The 17,790-nt window shown below is 58.5% G+C and carries 23 protein-coding genes; all 23 read right to left on the bottom strand.

From position 1 onward, the window contains the following. Window position 1 precedes the first annotated feature (1 nt). Window positions 2–1,498: a hypothetical protein gene (locus Poly24_RS04290; RefSeq protein ID WP_145090965.1), complete on the bottom strand. Its 1,497-nt coding sequence runs from the start codon at window positions 1,496–1,498 to the stop codon at window positions 2–4. Window positions 1,499–1,515: 17 nt separating this feature from the next. Then, complete coding sequence (locus tag Poly24_RS04285) at window positions 1,516–1,956, bottom strand: hypothetical protein (protein WP_145090962.1); 441 nt, start codon at window positions 1,954–1,956, stop codon at window positions 1,516–1,518. 3 nt (window positions 1,957–1,959) lie between these two features. Beyond that, window positions 1,960–2,925: a hypothetical protein gene (locus Poly24_RS04280; protein ID WP_145090959.1), complete on the bottom strand. Its 966-nt coding sequence runs from the start codon at window positions 2,923–2,925 to the stop codon at window positions 1,960–1,962. After that, window positions 2,925–5,252 carry a coiled-coil domain-containing protein gene (locus Poly24_RS04275; protein ID WP_145090956.1) on the bottom strand — a complete coding sequence of 776 codons (2,328 nt, stop codon included), beginning with the start codon at window positions 5,250–5,252 and terminating at the stop codon, window positions 2,925–2,927. Before Poly24_RS04275 ends, Poly24_RS04280 begins: the two co-directional genes overlap by 1 nt. A gap of 21 nt (window positions 5,253–5,273) precedes the next feature. Further along, window positions 5,274–5,534 (bottom strand): hypothetical protein, encoded by a 261-nt coding sequence (locus tag Poly24_RS04270; RefSeq protein ID WP_145090953.1) that lies wholly within the window; start codon window positions 5,532–5,534, stop codon window positions 5,274–5,276. A 41-nt stretch (window positions 5,535–5,575) separates the two neighbouring features. Beyond that, the gene (locus Poly24_RS04265) at window positions 5,576–5,965 is read right to left on the bottom strand and encodes a hypothetical protein (protein WP_145090950.1); all 390 of its coding nucleotides are present in this window, start codon (window positions 5,963–5,965) and stop codon (window positions 5,576–5,578) included. A 59-nt stretch (window positions 5,966–6,024) separates the two neighbouring features. After that, window positions 6,025–6,351, bottom strand: a complete 327-nt coding sequence (locus tag Poly24_RS04260; protein WP_145090947.1) for a hypothetical protein — start codon at window positions 6,349–6,351, stop codon at window positions 6,025–6,027. Between the two features lie 61 nt (window positions 6,352–6,412). Further along, entirely contained in the window at window positions 6,413–6,832 is a 420-nt protein-coding gene (locus tag Poly24_RS04255) for a hypothetical protein (protein WP_145090945.1), read from the bottom strand. 10 nt (window positions 6,833–6,842) lie between these two features. After that, on the bottom strand, window positions 6,843–7,253 hold the full coding sequence (gp17, locus tag Poly24_RS04250; protein ID WP_145090942.1) for a tail completion protein gp17: 411 nt from the start codon (window positions 7,251–7,253) through the stop codon (window positions 6,843–6,845). Beyond that, window positions 7,250–7,705, bottom strand: a complete 456-nt coding sequence (locus Poly24_RS04245; protein ID WP_197452314.1) for an HK97 gp10 family phage protein — start codon at window positions 7,703–7,705, stop codon at window positions 7,250–7,252. Before Poly24_RS04245 ends, gp17 begins: the two co-directional genes overlap by 4 nt. Continuing rightward, window positions 7,692–8,039: a head-tail adaptor protein gene (locus Poly24_RS04240; RefSeq protein ID WP_145090936.1), complete on the bottom strand. Its 348-nt coding sequence runs from the start codon at window positions 8,037–8,039 to the stop codon at window positions 7,692–7,694. The genes Poly24_RS04245 and Poly24_RS04240 overlap by 14 nt, the downstream gene beginning before the upstream one ends. A gap of 157 nt (window positions 8,040–8,196) precedes the next feature. Continuing rightward, window positions 8,197–8,769, bottom strand: a complete 573-nt coding sequence (locus Poly24_RS04235; protein WP_145090933.1) for a head-tail connector protein — start codon at window positions 8,767–8,769, stop codon at window positions 8,197–8,199. After that, window positions 8,754–9,071 (bottom strand): hypothetical protein, encoded by a 318-nt coding sequence (locus Poly24_RS04230; RefSeq protein WP_145090930.1) that lies wholly within the window; start codon window positions 9,069–9,071, stop codon window positions 8,754–8,756. The genes Poly24_RS04235 and Poly24_RS04230 overlap by 16 nt, the downstream gene beginning before the upstream one ends. 27 nt (window positions 9,072–9,098) lie before the next feature. Then, the gene (locus Poly24_RS04225) at window positions 9,099–9,572 is read right to left on the bottom strand and encodes a hypothetical protein (RefSeq protein WP_145090927.1); all 474 of its coding nucleotides are present in this window, start codon (window positions 9,570–9,572) and stop codon (window positions 9,099–9,101) included. Between the two features lie 132 nt (window positions 9,573–9,704). Continuing rightward, window positions 9,705–11,096 (bottom strand): phage major capsid protein, encoded by a 1,392-nt coding sequence (locus Poly24_RS04220; RefSeq protein WP_197452313.1) that lies wholly within the window; start codon window positions 11,094–11,096, stop codon window positions 9,705–9,707. Window positions 11,097–11,351: 255 nt separating this feature from the next. Then, the gene (locus Poly24_RS04215; protein ID WP_145090921.1) at window positions 11,352–12,041 is read right to left on the bottom strand and encodes an HK97 family phage prohead protease; all 690 of its coding nucleotides are present in this window, start codon (window positions 12,039–12,041) and stop codon (window positions 11,352–11,354) included. Beyond that, window positions 12,038–13,591: a phage portal protein gene (locus Poly24_RS04210; protein ID WP_197452312.1), complete on the bottom strand. Its 1,554-nt coding sequence runs from the start codon at window positions 13,589–13,591 to the stop codon at window positions 12,038–12,040. The genes Poly24_RS04215 and Poly24_RS04210 overlap by 4 nt, the downstream gene beginning before the upstream one ends. Window positions 13,592–13,712: 121 nt before the next feature. Next, the gene (locus tag Poly24_RS04205; protein ID WP_145090915.1) at window positions 13,713–15,506 is read right to left on the bottom strand and encodes a terminase large subunit; all 1,794 of its coding nucleotides are present in this window, start codon (window positions 15,504–15,506) and stop codon (window positions 13,713–13,715) included. A gap of 55 nt (window positions 15,507–15,561) precedes the next feature. After that, complete coding sequence (locus Poly24_RS04200; protein WP_145090912.1) at window positions 15,562–16,326, bottom strand: DNA-methyltransferase; 765 nt, start codon at window positions 16,324–16,326, stop codon at window positions 15,562–15,564. Further along, window positions 16,323–16,826, bottom strand: a complete 504-nt coding sequence (locus Poly24_RS04195; RefSeq protein ID WP_145090909.1) for a phage terminase small subunit P27 family — start codon at window positions 16,824–16,826, stop codon at window positions 16,323–16,325. Before Poly24_RS04195 ends, Poly24_RS04200 begins: the two co-directional genes overlap by 4 nt. Next, window positions 16,826–17,140, bottom strand: coding sequence for a hypothetical protein (locus Poly24_RS04190; RefSeq protein WP_145090906.1), 315 nt, complete (start codon window positions 17,138–17,140; stop codon window positions 16,826–16,828). Before Poly24_RS04190 ends, Poly24_RS04195 begins: the two co-directional genes overlap by 1 nt. Continuing rightward, window positions 17,070–17,462, bottom strand: coding sequence for an HNH endonuclease (locus tag Poly24_RS27790; protein WP_145090903.1), 393 nt, complete (start codon window positions 17,460–17,462; stop codon window positions 17,070–17,072). The genes Poly24_RS04190 and Poly24_RS27790 overlap by 71 nt, the downstream gene beginning before the upstream one ends. Next, window positions 17,455–17,679, bottom strand: coding sequence for a hypothetical protein (locus tag Poly24_RS04180; protein ID WP_145090900.1), 225 nt, complete (start codon window positions 17,677–17,679; stop codon window positions 17,455–17,457). Before Poly24_RS04180 ends, Poly24_RS27790 begins: the two co-directional genes overlap by 8 nt. Window positions 17,680–17,790: the final 111 nt, after the last annotated feature.

Below are 17,790 nucleotides of genomic sequence, written 5' to 3'. Positions count from 1 at the left end.
GTTACGCCTCCGCGGGTGCAAGGATCAGGCCAGCGTCGGTTAGCTTGGCGATCAGCGTTGCGACCGACGCGTCGGCCGCAACCGTTTCCAGCGAATGCCCAACGTATTGATAAACGGTATTAGTGCCGTCGCATTGAATGTCGACGCGGCTGCCAGGTTCCCGAAGCTGGATTGTCGTCCCCGCGATCGTCAGCTTGTTCGGTACCGGATCGAGATATCCGCCGCCGCTGCTACCCTCTAAATAGATATACGGGGACGTCGCAGGCGTGTAGTCGCTAGACCATTCCTTTTGTTGCGACCACCGTACCTCTTCCATCAACAATGCCGGGTAGGTACTCGACTCGCCCCGAGTGCTGATTTTCGGCGTGATCCCTTCGGTATAGGTGAATGCCGCGATCGTCGCCGTCAGATCGAGGGCGCCGTCCAAATAGACGTTAACAACATTGGTTGACGAGTCGAACGTCACGCCAATCTTGGCGGAATGCAGCTCGAACCACCCGCCATCACCATATAGCGTATCGCCGTAAACGACGCCCGATGCATGCGACAGTCGAAGTCGGAACCCTTCATCGTGGGGCGAGAGCGACAAGACCAGGCTCCCAACCTCCAATAGCTTCACTTGCGCAACCCCGACCGGATTGCCGAACACAAAAAAGACTCCGTCGAACGTCCAGTCGCTGCCCCAATAGATCGCTGGGGCTAAGTCGACCGAAGCGACAGGCAACCCCGCGTCGGGTTCCAACACGATCGCATTCCCCCACGCGCCGTCCGTAAGCCGACCACCGACAACGTCGACCGTGCCGCCGGCTGCGTTGGTTGTCTCGCCGTCGGTCAGGTCGTCGCAGTGCAGTAAAACGCTGTAGGGTGTCGGTCCGGACGCCTCATAATATCCGATGGTTTCGCCGGGCTCGGTTACGATTATGGAGTAGGCCCCAACCGAAACAGGGATAGTTACAATCACGTCCCCTTCGGATAGTGAAACCAGATATGGTCCTTCGCCTGGAACGGCGGTGAAATTTGTAGTCTTGACCAGCGGAGTGCCGCTCGTTCCATCGGTACCGTCTTCCCCATCGGCTCCGACTAGTGAAGCAAGCCAAGCAGTCACGTCTCCGACGAATCCGTTGCCAACTGCGATCTCGTAAGCCGATGCGCCGTCGGTTCCATCTTCTCCATCGGTACCGTCTTCCCCATCGACTCCGACTAGTGAAGCAAGCCAAGCAGTCACGTCTCCGACGAATCCGTTGCCAACTGCGATCTCGTAAGCCGATGCGCCGTCGGCTCCGTCTTCTCCGTCGGTGCTACCTTCGAAGGCTTCGAGGGCTGTTTCTAGCGACTGCAACGCCGCCTTTACCGTCGACGCGGTTGGGATCGTTTCACCTGTAAACGTCCCCAGCGTGACGACATCGGGGTGCATCGAATCGATTAGCGAAACGAATGATGCCTCCGTCAGAATGTCGCCCGTCTCGAATAGTGCCTTCAGTGCTGAGGCCGTGGCCATGTCGTGTTCCTGAATCGTTAAATTGTGTCGGTGCCAATCACCGCGGATCCAATAATTGCTCCAGCAGCTCCAGATCCATCGCCATTGCAATACTCAACGATGAGAACCCAACCGCCGCGATGCCGTTTGACCTGCATGTACTGGAATTCGTGATCGGCCCGCGGGGCGATCGGTGCGCCGTAGTGCCGGATGTCGATCGATATTGGATCGCCGGCGCTGTCCAATGACTTTTCAAGCTCGCCATCGGTGCCGATGGGATCGTACTTGGTGCAGCTCGTTATGCTCGGCTTCTTGCCGCCCTTGGTTGCACCTTGGATTCCGTCAACTGGGATGCGTACGAAGGTTCCTTGCGTTGGGGCGCCAACGCGCGGCGAGTGATCTCGCGGCAACGGCAGCTGGAAAGCGCGCCGGCGAATCTCAGCAGCCAGTTCTTCGGTTGAATATCCCCACAGCCCCATGCGCTAGCTCGGTAGTTTTAAGGCTGTAGAGAAGTTCAACGTGGGAATGTGTTCCCATTCGCCGATCACGGCGGTATCGGATTTCAAGCCGTCTTCATCAAGGAAGCCGGTCGTTGGTATATCGTTTTTGCTGTCCATGTAGATCTCCGGATCTGCATCGATCGCCGAGCGAAACTTCGTTCCGGTCAAGATCTTGGTCTCTTTCCAACCGTGCTCGAGCGGGTTGTATTTGACCGTGTAGCTAACCTGGAACACGTCGAGTTCGCTGTCGGGCGTCGGCGGTACGGGGGGCTCAGCTTCGGGATCGCCCGGGTCGCCGGCGATCGGGATCTTGGCGGGGGATCTCTTGACGTCGAAGATCATCCAGCTGTAGCGCGGCTTGCCATTCCACACGCCGGCGTTTGTGCGGCTTCCGTGGTCGGCTATCGTCGTCCAGGGGAATGTCGTCGTGTAGAAAGTGAGGTTCGCGACGACCAACGTCACCGGCCGCGTCGTCGGCTCGGCAAAGTGTTCGCCAACCGGGTTGGTGATCTCGTTGCCGTCGATATCTTTCCAAACGACGACGTCAATCGTTTCGCTGTTGTATTCGACCTTCGGCTGGACGTCGTCAACGCTCTCCGGTTTCTCTTGCGGCTGGTTGTCCTGCTCGCCCCCTTCGGATTTCGGCGATTCAAAATCACAGGTAACGTCCCAATAGCGGATGTTTGCGGGATCTTGCTTCGCCGATTTCGAACGACAGATCGAATAGGGGATCCATTTGTTGCCGATCGAATAGACCGACAGGTTGACGACGGGCAAGCCGGATGCGGTGATCGCGTCGAAGTAGGTGCAATCCTTCGCTTCGTCGGGATCGTCGACCTCGACGCGATAGATCAGCTGGTTTTTGAATTTCAGCTTACCTTTGTCGTCGCCGACAATGCTGCCGGTCAACCCGCGACGTGGTGCACCGTGGACGCTGCAATCGACCATTATCCAACGCTCCCAAAGACATCGCCCAGTTGCTCAATCTTGCCGTTTAGCTTTTCCAATTCGCTGTTCCCCTTCTCGGTCGCCGCGACGATCTTGTCCTCCGGTTTGTCGGCGGCTTGGGCTCGCATCGCGTCGACGATCATCTTGTAGGCCTCGGCGGTACCGCGGCCGGCCGTCGATGGTGCACCCTGTTTTTCGGCTCCGCCGCGGGCGTCCTGTTCGGCCTTGCGTTTCGCGCGGGCGAACGTCTGGTCCGAAATCCGACCGGCGTCGCGTAGATCGCGGTAGTATCCGAGCTCTCGCTGCAGACGCTCTGCTTTGGTCTCCAATTGCTGCGTCAATTGCTCGGCCTGCCGTTGGGCCTGATCGTCAGCCGATTGCTTCTCCGCCGCTGCTTGCTTGGCTGACTGTGCCGCGTCGGCTTCGGCCTTTTTGAGTGCTTCGGCCGCTGCGATTCTCTTTTGCAACCGATCGTATTCGGCGAGCATTTCGGGGCTCGCACCGGATTGCTTGAGGGCGTTTCGATTCGCGTCGGATTGTCCGTTCTCCGCTTCTTCCGCTTTGCGTCGCAGCGTATTCATCTGCGATTCCATCCGCTGCATTTCCACATCGGCTGGCGACTGGGTGTCGATCGGCTCACGCTTCGGTGCACTTGGCGTCAGGCCGCTTGTGATCCCATCGGCAAGCGTCGCCGCGGCAGCCGATCCATTGAGCACGCCCATCACGCCGTGATCTCGCAGCAGGCCCAGCCCCTTGAACACCTTCCCGATGAATCCCACCTTGTCGGCGGTCTCATCGAGTTCGGCGTTTCCAGACCGGAGCCATTTGGCCCAGTTCTGCAGCTCTTCACTGACGACAACCACTTCGGGTGCAAACTCGATTGCCAGCGTGTTCCACATTCCATCGAGCGCCATGCTGGCCCGTCCGATTGCGTCGTTTGCCGCTTCGACTTTTGCCGCGTCAACATCGGAGAATGTCAGCCCCAACGCGTCGGCTTCGGCTCGCACCGCGGCCAGGCCGGAGGATCCTGCGCGGAACGTGTTGACCAACGCAACGCCTTCGCTGTCGACCATCTTCATGGTTAGCCGAACCGCGTCCCCCTGGTTGCCGATCTGACTGATTGCATCGGCGACGGCGGCAAACTGTTGATCGGGTGACAGCTGGGCCAACTCTTTCGCATCCAGCTTCAGCTCGCGCAACGCTCCGCGGGCCTCGCCGGTACCGTTGGCAGCTTCAGCGATCCGGCGGACCATCCGTTGCACCGCGGTGTTTGTCGTCCGGCCGTCGACGCCGGAGTACTCCGACGCGGCCATCTGCAGACCAATCAGATCGCCGGATTCTTCGAACCCAAGCTTGCGGCTGTTCTTTGCGGTTTCATCGATCCGCCCCATGGCTTCGACCACGCCATCACGCATGGTCGCAAATGCCTGGTGAACCGAAAACGCAGCCGCCGCCATCCCGATCATGCGTGTCTGCATCGACGACATTCCGCTGGCGATTCGGCCAGGGTTTGCCGATTGAATTGAATCGGCTGCCCGTCGCGCACCGCGGGCGTAGAGTTCTTGGCTGATTTCGCCGCGACGCAACGCGGTCGTTAGCTCTTGCATTTCGCGTTGGTATTTTTCCGTCGCGGTTTCGAGGCTGCGGGTCCATTGTTCCGACCGTTGCATTGCTTCGGTACGTTCCCGCTCCGCTTGTCGCACACTTGGCAGACGGTTTTCCGCTTCGGCGAGCGATCGCGTGTAGGTCTCTTGCGAGATCCGGCCAGCGTCGAGGTGCCGTTTCAGGTCCTGCGTTTCGCGGTCGTAGCGTTCTTCGGCCGTCGTCGCTCGATCGGTGATCTGAGCCGCTTCGGCCAGCTCCCGGTTGCGACGTTCCTCGGCCGCAATCACCGACGGCAGCGTCTGCTCTGAATCTCGTAACGCGCGAGTGTACGTCTCTTGTGAGATTGACTGGTTATCGAGCATCGCTTTCAGATCGCGTGCTTGGGCTTCGTGGCGTTCCTCGGCCGTCAGATACTGCAGCGTGATCTGTTCGCCGCGCCGGGTCTCGTCAGCCAGTGCCTTTGCCGCGGCGACCGCTTGTGGCGTCTTCGCCTGCAGTGCAGCAACCGTGTCGACATAATCGGCTGACGTGATCGCCCCGGTGTGCATGGCTCGCGTGAGGACGTCGAGCTGTTCGGCATACCGCTCGGCATCCGTTTTGCTCTCACGCATCGCGCGACGCACCATGCCGATTTCCGATCGCGACAACTGCGTATCGCGTCGCAGATCGCCGGTTTCGGCACCGATCTGATAGTTGAGTCGGCCGATGGTCGCGGTCTGCATGGTGGTCTCATCAGAGGATGATTAGAAGCCGGCAGCGGCTCGGCTGCGGGCGGCCGATTCGGATGCCGATAGCGTGACACACCTGGCCGACTTGGGTATCCAGCCGGGCGGATGGATCGGAACGATGTCTTCCGGATCCACATGGATCGGCTTTTGATTGCGATCCAACAGGCCAGCCGAATTCAGCACGGCCGCGACGATCTCGGCGGTCTGCCGCCATGGGTCGCCAAACGGCTCGATCGAGTAATATCGCAACAACAGATCGACCGATTCGCGTGGCATCGAATCGAGCCACGCGATCGGATCGTCGCCTGTCTGGACGGCTATTCGGCAGGCGAGTCGAAGTCGTCTGTTGTTAGCGAGTTTTTTACCGTGTCGCTTTCGGGCCCCGATTCACTCGGTCCGTTCAACTTCAGGCACCGCGCGTAAACGGTCGCGACGAATGCCGATCGCTTGATCAGCATCGGCATATCGTCTTTGGTCAACGCGAGGTCCTTCGTGTCGGGATCGACGATCGACGCGCGGACCATGCGAGCTCGGCTTTGAATGGCAAGCTTGCGATCATAGATGCCATCGGCGTCGAGGTTCTGCGCGTCTAAAGTGCAGCGCTCGGTCTCGGTCAACGATCGGATCGTGACGTCGCCAAAACAGGTGGGGAACGTGTCATAGACGCGATCGGGCGCGTCGCAGAGGGCTTGTCGGCTAAATTGCATGGTTGCAGTCTTTGGTAAGGTTGGAAGTTATCGTTGGGGGTGTGACTCGACGGCTTGGATTAGTCGAAGTCGACGTCGGTATCCAAATCGTCGTCCGGTTCAACGTCGTAGGAGTCTTCGGCCGGCGGCTGCTGGCTGCCCGATGGTGCCACGCCCGTCCGCAGTGCGATCGCTTCGTCGACGGCCGTTTTCTCTTGGTCGGTCAGATCCCGAACCAAATACGAGACCGGCGACTTCGCCCGATCGAGAACCAAGCCGATTTCCTTGCCATCGATCAGGATCGATAGTTGGGCTGCGCCGCATGGCGATTTTGCGGGAACGTTGATTGCTTTGCCGTCGCGTTGGCGTTTGCGTTGGCCAACAACGGGCTTGAAAGTCACTTGCATTGAATTACTCGATCGAGCTGTAGGATTGATAATCAGAACGGGACGGGGGACGCGGCCGTCGTTACGATGCGACCGCTTCGGTGAACGCCGGAGCGGTCGCCTTGTTGTCGTATTGGATCTTGAGCGTGCCCTGTTTCGTTTCGTTGTTGGCATGCTTCGGATCGACCGTCAGGTCGGTAATGAACGCGCTGCCGATAAACTTCGCCGCAGTCGCTTGCCCCGTTTCCAACTTATGGGTGACGGTGACCAACTCGGCTGGCGAATTGATCGATGGGGGAGCGTTATTACCCTCCCAAAAGATCTTGAATTCCCGTTCACCCGGCTCTGCCAGATCTTCGGGAAGGTACTCATGAAAATCTTCAGAGGACAGGTCGCTGTCCTTGATCTTTCCGCGTGTCTGTTTGACTTCGCCGATCTCTTCAAACCGTGCTGTGAATCCGGAAGTTGCGAAGGTTACTGTCGATCCGTTGCCGGTTGCCATGCTCGATCCTTTAAGGTTGGTAGCTGATTCGAAAGTCTTGAATTGCCGCGCGAATGCCTTGGTCGCTGGCTTTGGGTTGTGTGAACTGGTTGCGTTGTGCGTCGACGGGGATCAGGCCGTGCACAACGAATCCATCGTAGGTACCCCAATAGCCACGCAGCCGATTGCGTACCAAACGACACAACGCGTTCGCTTCGTGACGGTTGAGTGCGAGGCAATCAATCTGTAGACGCGAATGCAAGGCGACGGCGTTGCCATCCAAATCGGTGTCTTCATTCGTGCTAATGATCGTGTGCCGGATTGCTGGGTAAACTTGATGCTTGTCCAGTTCGTCGGCCGTGATGCGCTTGGCAACAATCCCATTGATCGTCGCGTCGGTGTTGAGCCAGGCGGTTACAAATTGTTGAACGTCGACGATCATTGCGAATTAAACTCCTGAACACCCATCTGCAACACAAGCAACACGCTGCCGGCCACTTCGCTTCGCGTGGCATCGATCGCCGGTCGCATGAAGGGATAGGGCTGCACGCGACCATAGATTTGCCCGCTGGTTGTGCGTTTGATGTCGTGCCCGAATTCAACCAACCAGCCGTGGTTGCCCTCGGGCCAAGTGCAACCGACGACCGCGATCGACGTGTACTCGTATTTCCGGATCACAGCGTGGATCGTGTTCTTGAGCGGCTCTTTGCCGGGCTTGTCCCCTGGGTAGCCAGGTTGCGATACACGTTGCTTCGCTTCGCGGATGATCGGTTTGGCACCGGCTCGCAATGCCTTGGGCAGCTGCTTGTGTTGCAACACGTCGGGCATCGTCTGCAGCAGCCGGTCGACGTCTCCGGTTTCGTCGATCGTCACATTGACCTTAGTCTTCGACATTTTCGAAAGGCTCTTTGCTGCAGTAGACTTCCAACCAACGCCGGGGATGATCGGGATCCGGATCGATGATCGCTCCGATGTAAAGCGTTTCGCCGCGACAGGCGAGAAGGTCATAGGGGGTTAGCCCAGCAAGATGCCGGATCGTCACAATAAGGCTCGCATCCGCGACACCTTGCTGAGCTAAGTTCTTTCCCCCATACGTATCAATCGCTGCAGCAACCGTTTTCACGTCGGTATAAGTCTCGGTGACTTGGCCGACTTCGTCGTACTCGATCGACCGTCGCTTGATCGTCACCCGATGCCGCAAACGGCCGATGCGTCGCTTGGATTTCATTGCGGCTTACGCTTCGACTGGTCGGCGATCAATCGCGAAAGCCCCGCGTGCCTGATCGCCGCGCATTGCACCCCGCGAGGCATCGCCGGTCGTGCCTCAGTAGGTCGGGCCGGCGATGCTTTCGCGGTGGTGGCTTCGCTGTTTTTGTTGGGGATGGTCATTCGTCTGCAGGCCGGAGGTTTGCAACCAGGTCGCCGAGTACTTGCGGGAGCGCGATATCGCTGTCTCCACGGTTTTCGTAGAAGAAAGCGATCAACGTCAGCAACGGCCGCACGTAGATCTCCGGTACGCTGTCGGCGTCTGTGAATCCGACCTCTACATCGATCGTGACGGCATCGGGCGTGTGCCGCGTGGTTGGCCAGGGGGCCCAATCTTTCATGGCGATCCGTGATCGCCCGTAGTCGTTCTTTCGCAGCGATACCGATTCGGTCGCCAGTGTGGTCTCGGTCCCATCGGCCGCGACGTAGGTAATCGCGTCGATCGATTTCACAGGCCAGACGGGCAACGTGATCGGTGTGCCGGCGGCGGGGAAGTTGTCGGCCGTCAGGCGTGTCTTCTGAGTGATCAGACGCAGATCGGTTTGACGTTCCAACCACAACGTTGCGTCGGCGATCGCTCGCGTAATATCGTCGTCGTTGTGCTCTTCGTCTTCGTACAGGTGCAGCTTTGCGGCCGCGAGGGTTAGCGGTTGCATCGCCGGCGACTGCAGCGTTGTCAGTTCGTATTGCATGCCGCCTCGGTGACCTGCAGCGTGGTCGCTCGTGGTGCGGATCGGATCAGTCGTGCGATCGCTTGGTCCCCCAGAACCGACCGCAGTTCACGTTCCCACGGAACAGTGCGTTCGCCTGGGATAACTCTCACTTGATAGCCAACCATCTCGACAGAGCGGCTGTTGTGGCGACATTCCAAATCGCTCTCGATGTCATCCTTGATCGCAAAGTACTCTTCGTCGATCGAGGCCAGCCGCGCGAGCAATTGAGTGCGGCGATTGTCAAGTTCCACATACCTGCGGAGATTTGCTTTCGATACCATCCTGAAGAGACCTTTGGTTATCGAAACTTATCGGATCAGGCCAAGGCTGCGGAACACGACATGGATGTCGCGAACCGATGCAGCACCAACGCCGGCCAGCTCATCCATGCCACCATTGTCGGCAGACCACTGAATTAACTGGCGACCGGTACTGGGACGTGTAGTCGCGTCCAACTCGGCAAGCCCCGCGATAAGTTTCGCGTGTACTTTGGGGTCCAATCCGTAATCGACCAAATCCGCAAGGTCGACGTCCACATCCATGCTGTTGGTGTCAATGTTGTCGACTGTGTTTGATGCGTCAACAACAGAGGGTGCAACCGATTGCCTGCGCGATCGCGGTAGCGTTTTGACTTTGGCCGGATCAATATCTGCATCCACCACCGGGTTGGCCAAACCGCCAGCGATCAATCGCGCCGCGGCGGTATCGCTGACGTTTAGCAGCGTGCCCGGATCAAACGCGAACTCGGTGCCTGATATGCCCGTGGCCAAAACAACAATCATTGATCGCTCGGTTGAAAAACGTGTAAGAGGTTAAAAACATGCGGCGGACGTCTCCGCCGCATGGGTGCAATCAGAGTGTCGAGGCGAGTCTTCCGGCGTACCGGTCAGCCTGCTGTCTCTGATCGTGGACTATTATTCGGCGGCTGCCATCTTCAGCACTTTGACCGGATGCGTGCCGGCGTCGATCAGACGACCGCATTGACGCAAGAATGCGATGAATCCGACCTGGTCGTTTTCCAAGTAGAGTTCGCTCGCTCGCATCAATCGGACCGAGCCAACGCGTCGGATTCCGTACTTGCTGCAATCGCCATACAACGCGACCTTGGCATCGGCCTCCATCGTCGAGGCCATCTTCGAATTGCGAACCAGGCGATCACCAAGCAACGTGTCGGGGACGCCAGCCTGCAGGCCGGATTGCCAGATGAAGTTGCCATCGACCTTCAGTTTGCGGATTGCGCTGATGATCAACGAGTGCATCATGAAACAGACGCTGTTGCCGGAGCGGTAAGCCGAGTCGACGCTTTCTTGTAGATCGATCAGTTCTTCGGGCGTGAGCGCCGTTTCCAAAGCCGCCGTTTTGCCGACGGTCGCTTGGGTCACGATACCGTTGGTTCCGGTGGTGAATTCACCATTGGCTTTGCGTCCGATGCGTTCGCCAAGCATCGCACCCAACAACAACGCGAAGTTGAACGCGCTGTCGGTCAACAACTCAAAGGGTACCTTGACCAGCTTGCTCGAGTACTTGTCGGCACCGAACAGGATCTGACCGAACGTTGGGTTCGCCTCAGTCGAAACGTCGGCATTTTCGCCAACGATTTCCCCTTCGTTGCCGGTATCGTTCGCGGTTGGGAAGGGCATCGGATTCCCTTCGGTGGTGCTGAAGATCGACGCCACTTGCTCGACGCCGTTGAATTGCAACATGGCAATTTCGAGCTGATTGACGAACCCCGTTGGGACCGTGAATCCACCTGAGTTTCCAGTTTGCGTTGTCAACGCACGTTTGGTGTGCGTGGGGTGATGCGTGGCGAAGATCTCTTGGCGTGCCCGCAGTTGTTCGGTCCCGCTTAAATTGATCTCGATGTTCTTGCCGCGGTAGCCGACCTGCTTCATCGCGTCCCGATGTTCTTTCGACAGGTCCATTCCGGCGGCCGTTCTGGCCCACCCCTGCAGGGCCAACGCGCGTTGCTCCGCGATGTTGGTTTGGGGATCGTTGCGGCGACGATCGCCGCGACCAAGATCGGCGGTGGGATCGAACTGGCCACGGTTCCCCGATCCATCGTCCAACGATCCAACACGGCGTTCGATCTCGGTCGCTTCGGTTGCTTCCCGCAGCTGCGTTTCGACAGCGTCGTAGTCAGCGTTGACCTTGTCCCAATGCGTGCGGGTTTCGTCCGGCCACAGCTCTTGCTCGGGCGCGTCTTTTCGTTTGTCCCTGCGACCGTTGTATTCGTTCGCTTGTCGCTTGATCTCCGCGGCCAGCTTGCCACGTTTCTCTTGCAACGCTTTCAATTCATCGGGAGTCATCGGGGGCATTCCTATTGGTTTGGTGATCGCCTGGGGGAAGCGATGGCAAAGTCGTTGTCGCGGTCTCAGCCATCGCGTCTGGACGCCGGAAGATTCCGAAGGCAAACCACCGAGCGGGTATCCGGCGTCAGGACGCGCGAGTCCACACTGCGGCGTAGAGATCCGAGTGATATTCAGACTTCGAGAATAGGCGGGCTGCGCAGAGGCGGGGAATTTCCCAGAATTCAGCATCGAATTGGACGCTGGATCGCGAAGCTACATCGGTGGGAGAGACGCAAGCCGAGCCGCGATCGCGATGTCGTAGGGCTCGGCTTCGGCGGCATTGCGTTCGGTGCGATAGTTCGCCAACTCGGTAACGATCGCTTCGGCGTCGGCCGATCGCCCAGAAGAGGCGCCGTCGTAGGCCGGAAAGGTCACGGGACCGACGTCGTAGAGATCAACGTCTTCAATCCATCGAACCGCGTAATCGTCGGTCTCGGTCCAACTCACTCGCGAGGGCCGAAACCAAAAGCTGCTGCCGGAAACGTCGCCGCGATCAATCATCCGGCCGATGTTGACGTGCATGGGGCTGTTGGGATCGTCGTCGATTTCGTATGCCAATCCGACCGCGTCGGAACGCAACCGCATTGTTCCCGATGCCGTCCTACCGAGGACTTGGTTGGGATCGTGATTGAACAATCCGCGGACGTCCTGTTGTTCAGCAATCGAACGATCGAAGGCGCCAGGGCGGATCCGTTCGACAATGTCATCCCACAGCCAGTACTCGGTTGATTCGTCTCCCTCGCGATAGTACACAGCGCCATAGCCGCGGATCATACTGGGCGAATCGTCTCCCGATCCGCTGCGCCGTTCAACACGGCTATGGCGTTGGTGGACTACCAAATTCTCGCGACCAGCTCGGTCGCTACGATGGTATCCCGCTCGGTGGTCTGTTTTCATTGTCATTTCAAAAGAGCCTTTGCAAAGTTGGGAATCGAAACGCGAACCGCGTCCCAGTTGTCATCCGCATCGCGCATCCAGTTGTCGTAAGCGTCCAACACTGAAGCCACGTTTACACGTGCGATCGCCGCCGGCGTCGACAACATGCTTTCGCAAATCGACCGATTAGCGGCCATGTTCGAGGCGTAGTCGGCATGCTTGCGAGCCTGGCCGTGAAGCCGGCCGTGCATGCGGGTAAGAGTTTCGACCATCAACGCGCGGTGCAGCGATCGCTCCGCGTCGTCGGTCTCCGGATCTTCGTCGGGCTCACCTTCGTATTCGTCGTCGGCTGATTTGCCGACAGTGGCCAAGTGCAGCGGTTGGTACCAAACATCGCCGCCGTCGTAGGCGTTCATGTTTTCCCAGCTGCGTGTCTCGTTTGGTGAGTAGCGTCCGGACTGGATGCCCTTGCTGGCGATCTCGGCGCGCGTCTTCGCGTCAGTCCATTGCATCGCGTTGATGTTGTAATCGATCAGATGCGTATCGGCCTCGCGCTCGGCATCCGACAACAGCTTCAATTGGCATTCCGACTTGATACCGACCAACCATGGCGACAACGCCGATTCGTGATAATCCTGCTTGGCCATTTCGCGGCTGTTGTAGCTGACACTCGATTTAAGACCAAAGAGCGACGGATCGAGGTTATACATCTGCGCGACCGAGCGGATTCCATCTTCATCGATCGACGACACGCTGGCCTTCTGCGGATCGACTTGGGTTCCAAGCCACTTGTAGCCGTCGCGCAGCACTAACGTCTTAAAACTTTCGTTGGATTCGCCGCTCATCTTGGCGTCGAGCTTATTACGCACCTTGCGGACGTTGTCGGGATTCGAACCAGGTGGCACCATTAAGATGCCGCCCAGGTTGGCGTTCCCTTTGAAGAACTTCGATTTGAACTTGCGTGCTGCAAGGGCCAAACCAAAGTCGTGCCGGAACAACCTCAGAATCGATTCGCCGGCTTCACAGTCGATCGACACGCCTTCGATATGAATCACGTCGTCGGGGAGCAGCTGCCACAGCTTGCCGCCCACTTCAGTGTGAACGCACAACTGGCCTGTTTTCTTGTCGCGTCCGTATCCAGTACGATCCGACAACAGGTTGTAGAGTCCGATCGGTCGTCCCGATGCCGAGCGTTCGATCCACGCCCAGCCGTTGTTCCACAACAACGCCTGAGCCATCAGCCGTCGCCAGAACTTGAACGCGGACACACTTGGATTCGCCCGCCCCATCAGTTGAATGATCGGAAAGACCGCGTGATTGCGTTGCAGTTCCTTCCCACCTTTGACGCGTTTGTAGATGCCCAGCGGCAGCTTGGCGACGTCGCCACTGATCCGGCTCACCGCTTGATAGACCGGCGCATAGCCAAGGGCCTTGGTCGCAGTCACCGTTTCGCCTGCATCGCTGGTGTCGCCCGTCGCAAACACATCCCATCCGGCACCACCGCCGGCGGCGCTGCGTTGTTCGGTCGAATGATAGATGTCGAAGCACGATAGTGCGTCGTAGACTCCGGCGGTCACAGGCGATTCTCCGAGGGATGTTTTCGATTGAGATTGCGACGCCAAGCCAATTCTGGCTCGCGGGGCGTCAGCACATAGATCAAGCACAGGATCACAAACGCGATGTCTCTTATCGTCTCGATCACAGAACCTCCACGTCGTGGTCGTCGTAGTAGTCGGCCAGCTCACCGTCCCCCGTAACAACGTCCTGCAGGCTCATCAACATGGCACAGCTGCCGTCGATCTTCTTTTTCTCGCCCTCAGGCGGTTTGACCGGCCGCTTGTCGCCGTTTGCATTCGTGCGGGCTGTCGTGTTGCCCAACTGCCACGTCAACACGCGGTGGCCGTTGTGACGCAGCTGCCGGCGGATCATCATCGTTTCAGCGATCCGAATCACGGGACCATAGCCGACGAACGTTTGGGGAAATCCAACACGCTCGGCGCCGGTCGCATCGGCCAACTCTTGCGTCAACCATTCGGCTTGGAAGTTCGGATCGAAATACAACCGATGGCATCGGAACGGTTCGAGCCAATCAATCAGATCGTCGAGGATGGTGCGAAAGTCGACCGCGTCTCCCGGCGTGGTCTTGATCAGCCCGTCGGCGATCCATTCCCGGTAGGGAATCGTTTCCTGTTGTTTGATCGCGGTGTTCTCTGGCAACCAGAACTTGGGCGTCACGCGAACGATGTCCGGTTGATCAGGATCGACAAACGACAGCACCGCGGCGGTCGTGTCGCGAACTGTAGCGCCATCGAACCCCAACACGCATGGCATGCCGTGTAGCGATTCCAATGTGAAGTCTTCGTAACAATCGATCGGGTCGCGATCTTTGGATTCCGATCGCTTCAGCTCGCCGGCGTCCCACGATGCCAGACCAAACGGAAGCGCTTTGCCAAGCCAACTGTCTTGATTCGTTTGCCAAAGGTTCAACCGCAGCTGCAGCCAGTCGTGCCACTGAGTTGGATCCACCTTGGCCGTTTCGTAATCTTGCCTAAAGCTGCTCAGCTTCAACGGCGCCTCGGCTGATTTGCCAAGGCTTGGATTCGCCTTGAACCAGGTCGCCTCGGCATGCGGATCGTCGGCCGGATCGGCAGCATAAATCTTCCCGAGGAACGCTTCGTCGGTTTGCGTGCCGGCGTCGATCGCCAGCGTCTTGTCGTGCAGCTGGCGACAGACGGTGTCGGGATCATTCCCGGCCGTCGTGATCGCCGCAAACAATCCCTCGGGCTGCGAAGCCAACATCCAACGAAGCGTGTTGAAAAACTGATACCCGCGCCAACGATGGACTTCGTCGGCCAGGCAGTGTCCGTTGACGCCGTCGGCGGAATCGGGATCGCTTGATGTTACGAACCATTCGTTGTCACCGAACTGCAGCGATAGAAAGCCTTCCAGCTTCCGGATCTGCGTGTAAGCCGCCAACTCGGGCGCGTTCTTAACTTGTCGGACGCTATGTTTCAGCAGCCGCTCGGCTTGCTTGCGCGTCGTGGCGCACGTGAACAGGTTGATCTGTCGACCGAAACTGTCGCCGAAGAACAGGTAATTGCCGATCAACGCCAACAGCGGCGTTTTGCCGTTCTTCTTTGGCACCTCTTCGTACCAAAACTTGAACCGACGAACGGGGTAGCCCCACTCGGGTGAATGTTTCTGCCATCCGAACAGCCGCGATGTGTCCTCGGCTTGCCAGTCCAACAGGTCGAACTTCTGGCCGAGCCATGCACCCTCGGTCAACGTGCCGTACTTGTCGGCAAAGTCTAACCAGTGGTCGGCACGGTGTTGACTGAACCAGCAACCGCCGAGCATTGCTCGCTCGTCGGCCTCTTCACCAGGCCCTTGCCGAATCCACTTCAGCCATCCATCACGCTTGGCTTGCGATCGCAATTCGAGCACACGCGCCGTTGGCGATCGCTTTGGACGTTTGGGTTTAGGATTCGTCACGTTGTCGGCCTATTTGACGCCAGAACCGTGGACTTCTGACGACGAACTCCGCACGTCAAGCAGCGGTTTCGGTCAAACGTTCGCAGGCGATCGCGTGATACTCTTTCACACCTTCGATTCCGGTGTATTTCAGCCCTCGCTGAACCGATGCAACGCCCGTTGTGCCGCTCCCCTGGAACATGTCGAGAACGTGTCCACCATCGGGGACCAGGCGTACCAGCTCCGCCATCAGCGCCAACGGTTTCTGCGTCAGGTGACGCTTGCCATTGCTCATCGTTTGGAAGGTGAACACGCCAGGCAGATAAACGTCTTTGTCGCGATCGAGTTTGCCGGGCTTTCGCGCACTGATGATCCATTCGGTCTGCGATCGGAACCCATTCTTCATCGGTCGCGAATTCTTCTTGTCCCAGGTCGCCACGCCACGCAGTTGGAACCTCGCGCCGCCAACGATCTGCATCAATGCGGGATAGCAACGCCAATCACAAAACAGGATCACATCGGCACCGGGACGGGCCACGCGGTACGCTTCAGCCATGATGCTCTGCATCATCCCTTGCCAAGCTTCGGGGACCATCGAGTCCCCGAGGATATCCGGGAGCGGTTTGGCCCCCGTGCTTCGATACTTCGAGCTGCTACTACTGAGTCGGCCGGCGACCGTATTGGCACCGCTGCCATAGGGCGGATCACTGACGATCGCGTCGAAGCTTTCGTCGGGCAACGTGCTCAGCACGCTGCGAGTGTCGCCCAAATAGGATTGCCAGTCTTTCCCTCGTTCCACGTTGACGGCCTCGGCCGTCTTACATCGTTCACAGATCATCATTTTTCCAAATCGTCGTACTTGGATCGCGCAAAGATTGCGATCGCGGGGATGCTACTCTTGGTGTCAGTCAATTTGCCAAGATCGGCCAGCGCCTTGGGCGTCATGCCGAACTTGCTCCACAGCTTTTGCAGCGTGTCGAGTGCTTTGTTGCGAAACCGGATCCGTGGATCTTCTGCGACGTATCCGGTTTCTGTGGCGAACGTCAGCTTGTCAGGGTTCGCCGTGATCCAGTCTTGATTGGTTCGATATTCGTGCCACGCTTCGCACAGTGCGGCGAACGCTCCCAGGTGGCTGTTGGTCAATAGCTTCGCTTCGATCAGCACGGGCCCCACCGTCACCCAATACTCTTTGGCATACTTGCCCAAATAGGCAGGTGGCTTGGGGACCGCAGCCAACGCTTTCTCGCTGGCTGTGTTCGCCGGCGGCTTCGTGGTCGATCCCTTGGGGCGCCCACGTTTGGTTCCCGGCCGCGGCTTGGTCGTCGCCTTCTTCTTTGGCATTAGGCCACTTCAGCGGGAACGACATCGATCGACTGCACGGTGCCGACGTTCTCCGCAAGCTGCGTCGCCTTCTCGCTGCCAACCTCGCGAATGAACTCTTCCTTCCAAGAGACGCGTCCCTTGGCCGTCGACCAACGCAGCAGGAATCCCGATCGCTTGGCGGTCGGGTTGCCGGTCGATCGAAGATCATCGTACGCGATCTTTCGGAGGTTCTTGATTTCCGATTCCAGGGCGCGGCTTTCGCTATCGATCGTTCGCTTGCGGCCGATAGCCGCGACCAGGCGTGACAGTTGTGCTTTCGTGACGCGAGTCATTGTTGGGGATTCCTGTTCGTTCGGTCTGAGTCTTTTTGCTGTGGCATGAATTGCACAGCGATTGCCAGTTGCGGCGCGACCAAAACAGCCGCTTGTTGCCGCGATGCGGGATGATATGGTCGACACATTGGGCCAACCGGATCTTCTTCCGGCGTAGATGCTCGGCGCAGTACGGGTTCTCAGCGAGGAACGCTCGACGCTCTTTTCGCCAGCGGCGATCGTAGCCACGCTGTGTCGACGTCTTGCGTGAGGTGATCGGCCGCGGGGCTGCCGGTGAGTGGTCCGGCCTGCGTTCGCCCAGCCGGCGGGCACGCTTAGGCATTCGTTTTTCGCTGGGACGTCGATTCCAGCACGGTGACGCGTTCGTTCAGCCCTTTGCGGCCGTTTCCGTAGATCGCGTGATCGTGCTTTTCGATCTTGCTGCGGATCGTGTCGGTCAACTGCTCATTCGCCGAGACGCGAGAGTTGAGCGCGACCCAAGCCGCAATCGCGCCGCCGATGTTCGCGACGATCAAAGCGGCGATGAATTCAAGAGACATCCTCGGCCCGTGTCCAAAGCTTGCGGTGAGACACGCGGATTGAGTGCCGTCGGACGATATCACGGATTAACGTCGCGATGTGGAAGAGCGAAATGCCGACCAGCATCGCGA

The sequence above is a fragment of the Rosistilla carotiformis genome, assembly GCF_007753095.1.
Taxonomy (GTDB): domain Bacteria; phylum Planctomycetota; class Planctomycetia; order Pirellulales; family Pirellulaceae; genus Rosistilla; species Rosistilla carotiformis.
This window is presented reverse-complemented; position numbering and strand designations above follow the sequence as displayed.

Bases quoted from the DNA above. Each gene is read 5' to 3' on its own strand.
- Poly24_RS04290 (WP_145090965.1), bottom strand. From the start codon at position 1,498: ATGGCCACGGCCTCAGCACTGAAGGCACTATTCGAGACGGGCGACATT.
- Poly24_RS04285 (WP_145090962.1), bottom strand. From the start codon at position 1,956: ATGGGGCTGTGGGGATATTCAACCGAAGAACTGGCTGCTGAGATTCGC.
- Poly24_RS04280 (WP_145090959.1), bottom strand. From the start codon at position 2,925: ATGGTCGATTGCAGCGTCCACGGTGCACCACGTCGCGGGTTGACCGGC.
- Poly24_RS04275 (WP_145090956.1), bottom strand. From the start codon at position 5,252: ATGCAGACCGCGACCATCGGCCGACTCAACTATCAGATCGGTGCCGAA.
- Poly24_RS04270 (WP_145090953.1), bottom strand. From the start codon at position 5,534: ATGCCACGCGAATCGGTCGATCTGTTGTTGCGATATTACTCGATCGAG.
- Poly24_RS04265 (WP_145090950.1), bottom strand. From the start codon at position 5,965: ATGCAATTTAGCCGACAAGCCCTCTGCGACGCGCCCGATCGCGTCTAT.
- Poly24_RS04260 (WP_145090947.1), bottom strand. From the start codon at position 6,351: ATGCAAGTGACTTTCAAGCCCGTTGTTGGCCAACGCAAACGCCAACGC.
- Poly24_RS04255 (WP_145090945.1), bottom strand. From the start codon at position 6,832: ATGGCAACCGGCAACGGATCGACAGTAACCTTCGCAACTTCCGGATTC.
- gp17 (WP_145090942.1), bottom strand. From the start codon at position 7,253: ATGATCGTCGACGTTCAACAATTTGTAACCGCCTGGCTCAACACCGAC.
- Poly24_RS04245 (WP_197452314.1), bottom strand. From the start codon at position 7,705: ATGTCGAAGACTAAGGTCAATGTGACGATCGACGAAACCGGAGACGTC.
- Poly24_RS04240 (WP_145090936.1), bottom strand. From the start codon at position 8,039: ATGAAATCCAAGCGACGCATCGGCCGTTTGCGGCATCGGGTGACGATC.
- Poly24_RS04235 (WP_145090933.1), bottom strand. From the start codon at position 8,769: ATGCAATACGAACTGACAACGCTGCAGTCGCCGGCGATGCAACCGCTA.
- Poly24_RS04230 (WP_145090930.1), bottom strand. From the start codon at position 9,071: ATGGTATCGAAAGCAAATCTCCGCAGGTATGTGGAACTTGACAATCGC.
- Poly24_RS04225 (WP_145090927.1), bottom strand. From the start codon at position 9,572: ATGATTGTTGTTTTGGCCACGGGCATATCAGGCACCGAGTTCGCGTTT.
- Poly24_RS04220 (WP_197452313.1), bottom strand. From the start codon at position 11,096: ATGACTCCCGATGAATTGAAAGCGTTGCAAGAGAAACGTGGCAAGCTG.
- Poly24_RS04215 (WP_145090921.1), bottom strand. From the start codon at position 12,041: ATGACAATGAAAACAGACCACCGAGCGGGATACCATCGTAGCGACCGA.
- Poly24_RS04200 (WP_145090912.1), bottom strand. From the start codon at position 16,326: ATGATGATCTGTGAACGATGTAAGACGGCCGAGGCCGTCAACGTGGAA.
- Poly24_RS04195 (WP_145090909.1), bottom strand. From the start codon at position 16,826: ATGCCAAAGAAGAAGGCGACGACCAAGCCGCGGCCGGGAACCAAACGT.
- Poly24_RS04190 (WP_145090906.1), bottom strand. From the start codon at position 17,140: ATGACTCGCGTCACGAAAGCACAACTGTCACGCCTGGTCGCGGCTATC.
- Poly24_RS27790 (WP_145090903.1), bottom strand. From the start codon at position 17,462: ATGCCTAAGCGTGCCCGCCGGCTGGGCGAACGCAGGCCGGACCACTCA.
- Poly24_RS04180 (WP_145090900.1), bottom strand. From the start codon at position 17,679: ATGTCTCTTGAATTCATCGCCGCTTTGATCGTCGCGAACATCGGCGGC.